We start from the raw sequence: 13,069 nt of genomic DNA on the forward strand, positions 1-13,069 counted from the left end.
ATCAGGTAACTGACGCGACGAAGTCGCCGACGAGGTCGTTGAACGCGGCCGGCCGTTCGAGCATCGCGAGGTGCGCCGAATCGGGCACGACAGCGAACTCCCCATGGGGAATCGACTCCGCGAGTTCCTCGTGATAGGACGGTGGCGTCAGCGTGTCGTGCTCCCCACAGGCGGCGAGCGTCGGCACGTCGATGTCGGCCAACCAGTCGCGGCTATCGAAGCCGTGGCAGGCCAGGAAGTCCCGGCGAGTACTGCGCTGTCCGACCGCCTGTATCTGCTCCCTGGACCGGGCGACAGTCCGTGGGTCCGTCTCGTGAAAGAGCCGGTCGGGCCCGTGGAGGAACTCGACGGCGCGCTCGAAGTCCGAATCGAGCCACGCTCGCAACTGCTCGGCCACCGGCAACCGCGCGCCGGTCCCGAAGAGGACGAGCGCCGAGAGGTCGAGGGTGTACTCGTTCACGGCGCGCTGGACGACAGCCCCGCCGAGCGAGCTTCCGACCAGGACGTCGGCGTCGACGGTTCGAGCAACGGCGGCTACGTCGGCGGCGTAGGCGCCTATCGCGCCGTCCGGCCCCACCGCGACCTCCTCGGAGTGCCCATGACCGCTCAGGTCGAGCGCGGCGGCCGGATGCGTCGGCCCCGAGGGACCGTACTGGTGGCCCCAGGCGACGTGGGTGCCTCCGCTCCCGTGCACGTACAGGGCTGTCGGGCCACTCGCCGCGGCGTCGACGAGCCGGTAGGCCGTCTCTCGCCCGTCGTGTAGAATCGTCTCCATCTACGTCCCGTCCACGAGGGGACGGAAAATAAAGGTGGCTCGGGTATCCCCCGACAATGTGGAACCGCAATCAAGCAAGAATAGCCATCACCGTTCAGTGTGGCGTATTTTTGCGAAAGGTTTATATAGTTTTGTGACTTACCTTGTGTTAGGATGAACTCACAACACAAGTCGCTCGGCGAGATACCCCTCCGCCGGTTCGAGTACGACGACAGCGTCGTGTTCGCGGCGGACGTGGGAACGGTCGACGACGCCAGCGTGGACGTCGTCGACGGGACGGTCATCGTCATCGCGGGCGACGACCAGTACGAGCAGGAGCTCCCCGATAACGTCGAGGCGCGAGCGTTTATCAACCACGGCGTCCTCACCATCGAACTGTCAGACCCGGAGGAGGACATTCGATGAAACTCACCGTCAAACCACTCAAACAGAAGGACGCGGGCCGCGGACTCGCCGCCATCGACCGTGGCGCGATGGACGAGATGGGCCTCGAGAACGGCGATTACATCGTACTCGAAGGCAAGCAGGGTAACCGCGCGGTCGCCCGCGTGTGGCCCGGCTACCCCGAGGACACCAGCAACGGCATCGTCAGAATCGACGGTCAGCTCCGCCAGGAGGCCGGCGTCGGCATCGACGACAGCGTCTCCGTCGAGAAAGCAGATGTCAACCCGGCGACGCACGTGACCGTCGCGCTTCCCCAGAACCTCCGGGTCCGGGGCAACGTCGGGCCGATGATCCGGAACAACCTCAGCGGCCAGGCCGTCACGAAAGGCCAGACAGTCCCGGTCAGCTTCGGGCTCGGGCCGCTCTCCTCGATGTCCGGCCAGAAGATTCCGCTGAAAGTGGCCGACACCGACCCGTCGGGGACGGTCGTTATAACCGACTCCACGGAGATCCAGGTCAGCGAGAAGCCCGCCGAACAGATCCGCGGCGGTGAGCCGTCGGACGGGCGGGAGACGCCCGACGTCACCTACGAGGACATCGGCGGCCTCGACGGCGAACTCGAACAGGTCCGAGAGATGATCGAGCTGCCGATGCGCCACCCCGAGCTGTTCCAGCAGCTCGGCATCGAACCCCCGAAGGGCGTCCTGCTCCACGGCCCGCCCGGCACGGGGAAGACGCTGATGGCGAAGGCCGTCGCCAACGAGATCGACGCGTACTTCACCACCATCTCCGGGCCGGAGATCATGTCGAAGTACTACGGGGAGAGCGAAGAGCAGCTCCGGGATATCTTCGACGAAGCCTCCGAGAACGCGCCCGCAATCGTGTTCATCGACGAGATAGACTCCATCGCACCCAAGCGTGGCGAGACGCAGGGCGACGTCGAACGGCGCGTCGTCGCACAGCTGCTCTCGCTGATGGACGGGCTCGAAGAGCGCGGCCAGGTCATCGTCATCGGGGCGACCAACCGTGTCGACGCCATCGACCCCGCGCTCCGCCGCGGTGGCCGTTTCGACCGCGAGATAGAGATCGGCGTCCCGGACAAGGAGGGCCGCAAGGAGATCCTGCAGGTCCACACCCGCGGGATGCCCCTCTCCGAGAAGATCGACTTAGAGGAGTACGCGAACAACACCCACGGGTTCGTCGGGGCCGACCTCGCCTCGCTGACCAAGGAGAGCGCGATGAACGCGCTCCGCCGCATCCGCCCGGAACTCGACCTCGAGTCCGACGAGATAGACGCCGAGGTGCTCGAGCATCTGGAGATCACCGACGAGGACTTCAAGGAGGCCAAGAAGGGTATCGAACCATCGGCGCTCCGCGAGGTGTTCGTCGAGGTCCCTGACATCACCTGGGAGGACGTCGGCGGGCTGGAAGACACCAAGGAGCGCCTCCGCGAGACTATCCAGTGGCCCCTCGAATACGGCAGCGTCTTCGAGGCGATGGACCTGAACGCCGCCAAGGGCGTCCTCATGTACGGCCCGCCCGGCACGGGGAAGACCCTGCTCGCGAAGGCCGTCGCCAACGAGGCCGACTCGAACTTCATCTCGGTGAAGGGGCCGGAACTGCTCAACAAGTTCGTGGGCGAGTCCGAGAAGGGCGTCCGCGAAGTGTTCAGCAAGGCCCGTGAGAACGCCCCAACGGTGGTGTTCTTCGACGAGATCGACTCCATCGCGACCGAACGCGGGACCCGCTCCGGTGACTCGGGCGTCGGCGAGCGGATGGTCAGCCAGCTGCTGACCGAGCTCGACGGCATCGAGGAGATGGAGGACGTCGTCGTCATCGCGACGAGCAACCGTCCGGACCTCATCGACAGCGCGCTCCTGCGCCCCGGACGGCTGGACCGACACGTCCACGTGCCGGTCCCCGACGAGGAGGCGCGCCGCGCCATCTTCGAGGTCCACACCCGCGACAAGCCGCTGGCCGACGACGTCGACCTGGACAGCCTCGCCCGCCGGACGGAAGGCTACGTCGGGGCCGACGTCGAAGCCGTCGCCCGCGAGGCGTCGATGGCTGCGACCCGCGAGTTCATCGCCAGCGTCGAGCCCGAGGACATCGACGACTCCGTCGGGAACGTCCGCGTGACGATGGACCACTTCGAGACGGCCCTCGAGGAGGTCAACGCGAGCGTCACCGACGAGACCCGGGACCGCTACGAACAGATCGAAGAGCGGTTCCAGCGCAGCGAGCCAGACGTGAGCGAGGAAGAGCGGGTCAGCCGCACCTTCCAGTAAACCCGGCTCGATTTTCAGCGATTTCGCACGTTTTCGCGGTATCTCTCTCTCTCTTTTGGTCGTCAGGGGCACCGGGTACAGACCGCTCCCAGCGGTGTAGAACGCAATACACATGCCTGACTCGTCCTAACCCCGACCCATGCAGGTGACTGTTCGTGACAACGTCGGTCCGATAACCGGCCTCCTGACGGTCGTCTCGCTCGCCCTCGTGTTCGGCGCCGTCCTGGGGGCGATTCCCCGGACGATACTGCCACACCCGCCGGACGCCGTCGTCACAGCCATCCCGCACGTCAACGCCGCACTGAGCGCCGCCGCTATCGGCACGATATTCGGCGGGATTCGCGCCATCCGCCGAGGCGACGTCAGACGGCACAGACGGCTGATGCTGACCACGTTCGGCCTCTTCGTCGCGTTCCTCGTGCTGTATCTCTACCGGGTCATCTTCGAGGGCCCGACGCAGTTTTCCGGCCCTGCGGTCTTCGAGACGTACCTCTACTTCCCGCTGCTGGCGATACACATCCTCCTTGCCATCGTCGCGATTCCGCTGGTGTACTACGTGCTCCTGCTCGCATTCTCGTACTCGCCTGGGCAGTTGTCGGAGACGAACCATCCGCGAGCCGGGAAGGCGGCCGCCACGCTCTGGGTGATTTCGTTCTCGCTAGGTATCGTCGTCTACCTCATGCTGTACGTGCTGTGGTGACGAGCAATCGCTGCGGCGCGACCGCGCTACGGGTCGACGCGCTCGACCCACAGTAGCGGGGAGTCGATCTCGTCCTGCGTCGGGAGGTTCTCGGGCCGGTCCCAGACGCGACCGGCGGCGGCGACGCCCCGAGCGTCGGCCACCGTATCGAAGAACGCCTTGCCGCGCTCGTACTGCTGGCGTTTCATCCCGAGGCCGAGGACGCGCCGGACCAGCGACGCGATCGGGCCGCGCCCCTTCCGTCGCTCGTCGACTTTGCGCCGCAGGTCGTCGTACTCGTCGTCGAACGCCCGGTCCATCAGCAACTCCGCGTAGCCCTCGACCGCTGTCATCGTGGTGTCGAGCTCGCCGAGCGACGCCCGGTCCAGATTCCCGTCACTGAGTTTCCCGATGGCCTCCTCCATCGACGCCTCGAGGTGGTCCGAGAGCCACGGCGCAGCGCCGAACTCCGCCGCGTGAGTCACCTCGTGGAACGCGATCCATCGCCTGAACCGGTCCCCGTCGACGCCGAGCTGCCCGGCCACCCGCTGGATGTTCGGCCTGACGAAGTACAGCGCGTGGTCGTCGCCGTCGGCCAGCAACAGCGGGTCGTACTGGCCCAGGACGTTGTTCCCGAGAAAGGAGAGCGCGAAGGCCATCGACCCGGTGTTGACGGCTCTGGCGATGCCAGGGATGTACTCCGCCTGCTGCTCTATCGGGGCCATCACTCGTTCGAACGTCGCGACGTTCGCGTCGATCCAGTGGTGGCGGTTCTGAATCTCCACCGTCTCCGGGAGGTCGAAGTCGAGTTCGCTGACCGTCCGGACACGGTCCCGCGCGTCCCGCACGTCCGTCGCGTACCCGTCCCGTTCCGCCGCCGACACGTCGAGGTCACCCGGGTCGGTGCCCTCCTTCGCGGCGGCGGCGACGGCGTCCCAGTCGATGGGGCCGTCGCCCGACGCTCGCGCGACCGCCCTGACGCTATGATAGAGTCCCATGCCCTATCGACGCGGCGCGTAGGAATATGCCTTCTCCCCGAGAGAGTCCCACGGGCGTGGTAACTCGTACCTGCAGAAACCCGACAGCGTCTGTCATCGCCACGGCGGACCGCTTCGAAACGACCGATAGCAGGCCCACCGCGGCCTAGACGAGCGAGCCACAGAAACGACAACGCGCCCGGCCCGCCGCCGGGTCGAAGGCCAGGCCGATAGTATCACAGTGACGGCAGTATCGGTCGTCGTCGCTCTCGGTGACAGACATGTGTATCTCTTCGACGGACAGTCGAGAATCAGTGGCGCCCATAGGCCAGACGAGCCGCTGGTCCCACTAAAGTACAATCAGCATAACGGCCCCTATATCGGTCACGTATCGGTTGTGTCTGCATACTTTCGGAACATCGAAGATTTTTCGGGCGAATTCGGGACGGACGTCTCGGGGATAGCGTGGCGGACTGTCATCACACGCTCGAAGTGATACCTCCGAATAAAGCGAATACAGCACGGTAGTAGTGAATTCTGGATTTCGAATACCCGATATAGTACTATATGGGAAGGAATATAGCCATACGCTGACGTAAGGTGTATATAGGGGATGTATCTCCCTCTTCTGAGGCCGTATAGTTATATCTGGGGGTGAAGTGGGTGCTTATATAGATAGAGTGAGGAAATATCAGGTCAGACGTCCGAGAGCAGCCTGAATTCGACGTTAGTAGTTGAGGTAGACCGTCTTCGAGATGGTGTAGAAGTCCAGGCCGGCGTCGCCCTGTTCGCGGTACGTCTCGCTGGAGGAGTCTTTCATCCCGCCGAAGGGCACGTGCAGCTCCAGCCCGGTGGTCTTCTCGTTGACCTTCACGACGCCAGATTCGGAGTCGTCGACGAACTGGTGGGCCTCGGAGAGGTCCTGCGTGACGATGCTCGCCGAGAGTCCGTAGCGGATGTCGTTGGCCGTCTCGACGGCCTCCTCGTAGCTGGAGACGGGAATGACAGCCAGGACGGGGCCGAAGACCTCCTCCTGGGCGATGCGCATGTCGTTGTCGACGTCGGAGAACACGGCTGGTTCGACGAAGAACCCCTCAGCGTCGCCGGCGTCGACCGTCTGACCGCCCGTCTCGAGGGTGGCGCCCTCGGACTGACCGATCTCGACGTACTCCAGCGTGCTGTCGAGTTCGTCCTGACTGACGTGTGGGCCCATGTCCGCACCGTCCAGGCCGGGACCGATCTCGATGTCCTCGGCGGCGGCAACGACACCCTCGACGAACTCGTCGTAGACGTCCTCGTGGACGATGGCGCGGGACGTAGCCGTACAGGCCTGGCCGGTGACGCCGAACGAACCGGCGGCGGCGATGTCGACGGCCTCGTCCACGTCGGCGCTCGGCATCACGACGACGGGGTTCTTCCCGCCCATCTCCAGCTGGATGCGCTTGCCCGACTCGCTGGCCTGCGACCCGACCATGTCGCCCACGGCCGCGCTGCCGGTGAACGACACCGCGTCGATGGCCTCGTGTGTGGAGAAGGTCTCACCGACAGAGCTGCCCGGGCCGGTGACCATGTTGAGTGCACCGTCGGGGAGCCCCGCCTCGTCGAGACATTCGACGAGCTGCCGGGCGACGCTCGGTGCGATGGAGGCCGGTTTGAACACGACGGTCGTCCCGGCGGCGAGCGCGGGGGCGATCTTCCAGGCGGGAATCGCGATGGGGTAGTTCCACGGGGTGATGAGCCCGGCGACGCCGACGGGTTCGTCGACGGTGTACATCGTCTTGTCCGGGGCGCTCGGCGATTTGACGTCGCCGCCGATCTCGCTTGCTTTCGTCCCGTAGTACGCAAGGATGTCGATGGCTCGCTGGACCTCACCGCCCGCCTCGCCGGGGGTCTTGCCTTCCTCGCGGACCAGCGTCTCGGTGACCTCGTCCTTGCGGGCGGCGAGGTTGTTCGAGGCCTCGCGGAGGATAGCGCCACGTCCCGGACCGGGTGTGTTCGCCCATTCGGACTGGGCCGCCGCTGCTGCCTCTACGGCGCGTTCCGCGTCGGCGGTCCCGGACTGCTGGTACTCGCCGACGACTTCCGAGCGGTCCGCCGGGTTGCGCGTCTCGAACGTCTCGCCGGTTTCGGCTTCAATCCACGCTCCGTCAACGTAATTGTGGTACGTCTCCACCATGGTGTTAGGCGAGTCACCGCGGCTACGAGAAGGTTTTGGTAAGGCGTGCGCCCCGCTCTGTCCCAGTCAGGTGAACAACTGACATACCGCCCCAGGCGACCGATTGCTGGTCCCGAAGCCAGTTTCGCGGCAAGCGCCAATGACCAACCGAAATCTGGAATAGGGGCTCGGTGGACGGCGTGTGTGATATCGCTCTCCCGACAATATCGTTCGGTCATGCTGAATAGTGTCGATGAAAATCTCGGGTCAGTTTTCCCCTTTCTAGCACATATGTACATCTGTTAGGTCTATCTGCAGCTGTTCGAAGATCGGCTCTCCGTGAATGGAAATTTCCGTTGCAGTGATTTGGAAAGTCGCGTGTTCGTGAAGTAGTAGTTCGGTCGTCGCCGTTCGCTATCTCAGGCCGGGCGCGATTTGTTCGTTCATTCAGGCCGAATATAGATTCTACTGAGAGAGACAGGGTGGACAGGTTGTTTCAGACTCGATGCGACGGCGACCGAGTGCTTCCACAGACATCGCTCGTCATGTCGATTTCCATGACGGTAGTTGCAGCGCCACAGTGGGCGTCGACCCAGAGATTCCGGGTGGGACGTCGGATCACTCCCCACCCGCAAGCGACCCGACTCGACAGAGTCCGGTTCGGAACTCGCGTCGGTTCTGTACGGAGTTCGTTCCCCACCGTTCACCTCACAATAATGGGTATTCATACAGGCGGAAAATTCGAGTGCCGTCGCACGGACCTCCGATGGCGTCTGAGACCGAACCGGATTCAGTCAGGCGGTCCATCCGGTGTTCTGTACCGGTGGTAGAAGACAGAACACGAATACGTTCAGACAGTGTGAACGAGGAGCGCCGTCTGAGCGAACGGAGGAGGAACTGGTTACCAGGAGGTGATAGTGACGTCTTTCAGCGGTCGGTCGAGCGGTATAGAGACCTGACTTCCGGTGTAGTGGGAGATGTAGAACGCGACGATGATTTCGAGCGAACGGGCCGCTTCGACTCCCGTCGACGGGTTGTCGAGGTCACCGTCGAGCACCGAGACGATGTCTCTGGCGGCGTTCGGGAAGGCTCGCTGGTAGTCGTCGTCCCACGTCCAGGCACCCTCGATGCCAGGCAGCGGCTCCTCCACGTGTGTGCCGTCCTCGAGCCGCCAGTAGCGCCACTCACCGTCGTCGTTGTTGAGGTAGAGCTTGCCCTCGCTCCCGACGAACTGGAGCGTCATCGACGACTCCGCCCTGGGAATCGTGCAGTCGACGGTCGTGAACGTGCCGTCGTCCATGACGACGAAGCCGCCGCCGCCGGCGTCGTCGACCTCCTCGCCGGCCTGCAGCGAGTCGACGGCCTCGTTCTCGCCGGTGATGTACCCGGAGACTGTCTCGGCCCGAGCGTCGAGGAGGTAGACCAGCGTGTCCAGCAGATGGGTCGAGTTGCGCAGCAGCTCCATCCGGAACTGCGTCGAGACGGCGTGGACGTCGCCGAGCAGCCCCTCCTCCTGGACGAGGTCGTGGAGTCGGCGCAGTTTGTCGGTGAACCGGAACGAGTGGTTCACGAACAGCTCCGTGTCAGTCTCGTCACAGACCTCGATCATCTCTTCGGCCTCGCTCACCGAGGCGGCGACGGGCTTCTCACACCAGACCAGACTCGGGTCCGCAACGGACTGCGCCGCGTCGATGGTGTGGTCCGCGTGGAGATACGACGGGGTCGCAACGGAGACGACGTCCAGGTCCTCGGCCGCGAGCATCGACTCGTGGCCGACGTAGCGGTTCTCCTCGGGAATGTCCCAGGCCGTACCGAACCGTTCGAGTTTCTCCTCGTCGACGTCGGCGACGGCGACGAGTTCGATGCCCTCCGCCGCGTCGTAGCCGCCGGCGTGACTCGCCTTGACCTTCTTCTTGCCGATGTCTTCCTCGTCGTGCATACCGAGGATGCCCATGCCAGCGATGCCGCCAGTGCCGATGATGCCTGCTCTGTAAGTCATGTTACTCGTAGACGTGGACGCTGCCGGTCGCGTTGTTCTCGATGTAGTCCCAGTCGTAGTCGACGCCCAGACCGGGGCCGTCCGGGACGGAGACGGTGCCATCGTCGTCGATGGTGTCGATGAAGTCGGAGTAGCCGCCCTCGTACACCGGCGGCATCGTGTTCTGGCAGTCCGGGTGGACCAGCGCGAGCTCGTAGTAATTCGCGTTGCGCGTCGCCGCGATACAGTGGCGCTGGGCCGGGCCGGGCGCGTGGAACTCGACGTCGAGGCCGAAGCCTTCGGCCATCCGGCAGATCTTCATCGCGCCGGTGATACCCGCGTCGTACTCGGGGTCGGCGCGCACGAAGTCGGTCGCCCCGGACGCCACGAAGTCCGTGTGAATCTCCAGGCCGCGGATGTGTTCGGTCTGGAGGAGCGGGGTGTCGAGTCGGTCGGCCAGTTTGTTGTGGCCGTGCTGCGAGACGCCACCGTCGCGGTAGGGGTCCTCGTACCAGTAGAACCCCTCCTCGTCGCAGGCGCGGCCGACGGTCAGCGCGTCGCCGAACGTCTCGTACTCGCAGGCCGGGTCGAGCATCAGGTCCATGTCGTCGCCGACGCGCTCGCCGACGGCGTGGACCATCTCGACCTCCCGGTCGACGTCGCGAGAGCCGTCCGAACCGCCCCAGCCGTGGACCTTGAACCCGCCGAAGCCCATCTCCCGACAGTCCGCGGCGAAGTCGGCGAAGGCCTCGGGCGAGTCCAGTCCGCCGTTCTCGTCCCCGTGGTAGGTCGACGCGTACGCGGGAATGCGCTCGCGATACGTGCCGAGCAGTTCGTGAATCGGCGCGTCGTAGTACTTCCCGGCGAAGTCCCAGAGCGCGATGTCGACGGGACCCATCCCCATCCGGTCGTACTTGCGCAGCGCTCGCTTGATTTCGGACCAGTGTCGCTCGCGTTTCAGGGGGTTCTTCCCGACGAGGTAGTCGGCGAAGGTGTTTATCTGGGCGGCGGCGGGGGAGTTCCCGCCGACGTACTCCCCGGTGATGCCCTCGCTCGTGTGGATGCGGAGCCCGAACAGTTTCCGCTCGGTGGTGCTCCCGGGCTCGTAGACGAGGTTGAACCCGGCACCGTCCGTCCCCACGTCCTCCAGTGGATAGCTGAACTCGATACTTTCGATACGCTCTATCTCGGGGGCCATACTACGTCCATCCGGACCCGGTGTCTTAAAAGTATACGACGGTGCTTCGCCACACTGTCGTTCGGTTCTCCGGAACGCCAGTCAGGAGTACGCCATGTTGATCTCGACCACGTTCGCCGCCGAGAGCAACAGCTCTGGAATCTCCTCGTGGAACGTCTCGCCCTTGATACGCGTCGTCGGTCCCGAGACGCTGAGGGCGGCCACGACGCCATCGGTGACCACGGGTGCAGCGACACAGCGGAGGCCGGGGAGCCGTTCCTCGCGGTCGTAGGCGATACCCTGTTCGCGCACCGTCTCGAGTTCGGCCTTCAGCTCGTCCGGGTCGGTGACGGTGTGCTCCGTTCGCTCGGGCATCCCGTGTTCGTCGAGAATCTCGTCGACCCTGGCCTCGGGGAGTTCGGCCAGAATCGCCTTGCCCAGCGCGGTGCAGTGGAGGTTGACCCGCTTGCCCGCGTACGTGTCGACGTTCACCGCCTGCTGGCCTCCGTGACGGGTGATGTAGACGCCCTGGCCGTGTTCCTCGACGGCGGCGTTGACCATCTCCCCCGTCTTCTCGGCGAGCGTCTCGGCCTCCGGGCGAACCGTCTCGTAGATGTCCATCCGGTTGCGCGTGAACTCCCCGAGCTCGAGAAAGCGGAGGCCGACGTTGTAGGTGTCGCCCGCTTTGACGACGTAGCGCTCCTCTAGCAGCGTCTGCAGGTGGTTGTGGACGGTGCTCTTCGGGATGTCGAGCTCGCTCGCGACGTCGGTCACGCCGGCCCCGTCCAGCCGCTTCAGCACCTCGATGATGCGAAACGAGGTCCGCGTCGCGTTGACCGTGTTGGCGTCCGGAGACATACGACACCGTACCGGCGCACGGTACTTAACTGTTCAGCAGTTCGGAACGCATCGCCACACAAGGGGAACGAGCGGTCACTCCCAGGGGATGTCGTCGTGGTACTCCCGCACCTCGTCGAGCCCAGTCAGCGCCGAGACGGCCCCCGGCTTGGTCGTCGCCACCGCGCCGGCGGCGTTCGCGAGCCCGAGCAGGCGCTCCGGGTCTCGGACGCCACTCGTCAGCGACGCGATGAACCCCGCGAGGAAGACGTCGCCCGCGCCCGTCGCGTCGACCGGCTCGACGTCGTAGCCCGAGTGCTCGACGAGCCCGGGGACCGGACTGTCGTCGGTCCCGTAACAGACCGCGCCGTCGCTCCCGCGCGTCAGGACCACAGTGTGGGGGCCGTATCGCGTGACCGACTTCGCCACCTGTGCGGGGTCCTGGCCCTCGAACCCGGCCGGGCCGAGGTCCTCGGTGGAGGCCTTCACGACGTCGACGTTCCCCAGCGCGCCCCGGACGACGGCCGCGTACTCCTGGCGGCTGTGCCACATCTCCGGTCGCCAGTTGGGGTCCAGCGACACCGTCGTCCCGTCCGGGGCGCGCTCCTGGAGGTCGAGCGTCGCGGTCCGACTCGGTTCGACGCTGAGCGTGACGCCGGTCGTGTGGACCCAGTCGGCGTCCGCGAGTGTCGCGTCGGGGACCTCGCCCGCCTGCATCCGCGTACACGCCCCGTCGTCGCGATAGAAGTTGAACGACCGCTCCCCGTGGGCGTCGTGGGAGACGACGGCGAGCGTGGTCCTGGCGTCCGGGTCGGTGACGATGTGCGTCGGCGGTATCGACGAGTCGTAGAGGTGGCCACGGAGGAAGGTCCCGAAGTCGTCGTCGGCGAGCTGCGTCCAGAAGAGTGGTGGGACGCCGAGCCGGTCAAGTGCGAGCGCGACGTTCGCGCCCGAGCCGCCGAAGTTCGGCGTGTATCCCCCCGCCTCGCCCGGCGGTCCCGGTTCGTCCGGGAGGAGGTCGACGAGCGTATCCCCAGCAACCAGAATCGTTCCGTCTTCGGCCATACCGAGACTCTCGGCCCGGTGGTACTTATAGCATGTCTCGGTCGGTGGGCCGGTCGGTCACTCCTCGATGGGGCTCCCCCGGTCACCCCAGGCCTCGTCGAAGCCCGCGATGCCCTCGTCCGTCTTCGGGTGGCCGACGTGGGCATCGAGCAGGTCCGGCCCCATCGTAATCGCGTCGATGCCGGCCTCGTAGAGCGCCGTCGCCTGCGTCGTGTTTCGCACGCTGGCCGCGAGGACGTCCGTGTCGAACTCCTGTCGGTCGAAGGTCCGCTGCATCCGCCGCACGGTCTCGAGGCCGTCGGCACCGGCGTCGTCGAGTCGCCCGACGTACGGGGCGACGAAGTCGGCGTCGTTCTTCGCCGCGAGGACGGCCTGTTCGACGGAGAACACAACCGTCGAACCCGCCGGGACGCCGTCGTCGCGGAGGCGAGCCAGTGCTTCGAAACCGGCCCTGCTGGCTGGAATCTTCGCCACGACATCGTCGGCCCAGTCTTGATATCTGTGGGCTTGTTCGACCATCTCGTCGGCGCTCTCGCCGACCACCTGCGCGAATATCGGGCCGTCGACGACGTCGTCGATGCCGGTGACGGCCTCGCGGTAGCCCAGCCCCGACGCGGCGATGATAGAGGGGTTGGTCGTGACGCCGTCGACGACGCCGAGCGCCACCGCGGAGCGAATCTGGTCGATGTCGGCCGTGTCGAGATACAGTTTCATTCGTCCGGAGGTCCGTGGGCCCGTTCAATGAAGGTATCGC

Annotated in this window: 11 protein-coding genes; 3 read left to right on the top strand and 8 right to left on the bottom strand. The window is 65.3% G+C overall.

Annotation, left to right across the window (positions count from 1 at the left end):
* Nucleotide 1: 1 nt before the first annotated feature.
* Nucleotides 2-775 (bottom strand): alpha/beta fold hydrolase, encoded by a 774-nt coding sequence (locus P1L41_RS12650; RefSeq protein ID WP_276296088.1) that lies wholly within the window; start codon nt 773-775, stop codon nt 2-4.
* 153 nt (nt 776-928) lie between these two features.
* On the opposite strand from P1L41_RS12650, the gene P1L41_RS12655 reads away from it, so the two are divergent.
* The 3 genes from P1L41_RS12655 (at nt 929) to P1L41_RS12665 (ending at nt 4,147) form a co-directional block, all read left to right on the top strand.
* The gene (locus tag P1L41_RS12655) at nt 929-1,180 is read left to right on the top strand and encodes a DUF7127 family protein (RefSeq protein ID WP_276296089.1); all 252 of its coding nucleotides are present in this window, start codon (nt 929-931) and stop codon (nt 1,178-1,180) included.
* On the top strand, nt 1,177-3,447 hold the full coding sequence (locus P1L41_RS12660) for a CDC48 family AAA ATPase (protein WP_276296090.1): 2,271 nt from the start codon (nt 1,177-1,179) through the stop codon (nt 3,445-3,447). The genes P1L41_RS12655 and P1L41_RS12660 overlap by 4 nt, the downstream gene beginning before the upstream one ends.
* Before the next feature lie 139 nt (nt 3,448-3,586).
* Nucleotides 3,587-4,147: a DUF420 domain-containing protein gene (locus P1L41_RS12665; RefSeq protein WP_276296091.1), complete on the top strand. Its 561-nt coding sequence runs from the start codon at nt 3,587-3,589 to the stop codon at nt 4,145-4,147.
* A 26-nt stretch (nt 4,148-4,173) separates the two neighbouring features.
* On the opposite strand, the gene P1L41_RS12670 is transcribed toward P1L41_RS12665, so the two are convergent.
* From P1L41_RS12670 to P1L41_RS12700, 7 genes are all read right to left on the bottom strand, one after another.
* Nucleotides 4,174-5,124: a zinc-dependent metalloprotease gene (locus P1L41_RS12670; RefSeq protein ID WP_276296092.1), complete on the bottom strand. Its 951-nt coding sequence runs from the start codon at nt 5,122-5,124 to the stop codon at nt 4,174-4,176.
* A gap of 706 nt (nt 5,125-5,830) precedes the next feature.
* Nucleotides 5,831-7,279, bottom strand: a complete 1,449-nt coding sequence (xacF, locus tag P1L41_RS12675) for a 2,5-dioxovalerate dehydrogenase (RefSeq protein WP_276296093.1) — start codon at nt 7,277-7,279, stop codon at nt 5,831-5,833.
* 880 nt (nt 7,280-8,159) lie between these two features.
* The gene (locus P1L41_RS12680) at nt 8,160-9,257 is read right to left on the bottom strand and encodes a Gfo/Idh/MocA family protein (RefSeq protein ID WP_276296094.1); all 1,098 of its coding nucleotides are present in this window, start codon (nt 9,255-9,257) and stop codon (nt 8,160-8,162) included.
* Nucleotide 9,258: 1 nt separating this feature from the next.
* Nucleotides 9,259-10,434, bottom strand: coding sequence for a mandelate racemase family protein (locus tag P1L41_RS12685; RefSeq protein WP_276296095.1), 1,176 nt, complete (start codon nt 10,432-10,434; stop codon nt 9,259-9,261).
* 81 nt (nt 10,435-10,515) lie between these two features.
* Nucleotides 10,516-11,271 carry an IclR family transcriptional regulator gene (locus P1L41_RS12690; RefSeq protein WP_276296096.1) on the bottom strand — a complete coding sequence of 252 codons (756 nt, stop codon included), beginning with the start codon at nt 11,269-11,271 and terminating at the stop codon, nt 10,516-10,518.
* 75 nt (nt 11,272-11,346) lie between these two features.
* On the bottom strand, nt 11,347-12,315 hold the full coding sequence (locus tag P1L41_RS12695; protein ID WP_276296097.1) for a carbohydrate kinase family protein: 969 nt from the start codon (nt 12,313-12,315) through the stop codon (nt 11,347-11,349).
* Between the two features lie 57 nt (nt 12,316-12,372).
* Nucleotides 12,373-13,029 carry a transaldolase family protein gene (locus P1L41_RS12700; protein WP_276296098.1) on the bottom strand — a complete coding sequence of 219 codons (657 nt, stop codon included), beginning with the start codon at nt 13,027-13,029 and terminating at the stop codon, nt 12,373-12,375.
* Between the last annotated feature and the right edge of the window lie 40 nt (nt 13,030-13,069).

This window comes from Haloarcula ordinaria (genome assembly GCF_029338275.1).
Classification (GTDB): Archaea; Halobacteriota; Halobacteria; order Halobacteriales; family Haloarculaceae; genus Haloarcula; species Haloarcula ordinaria.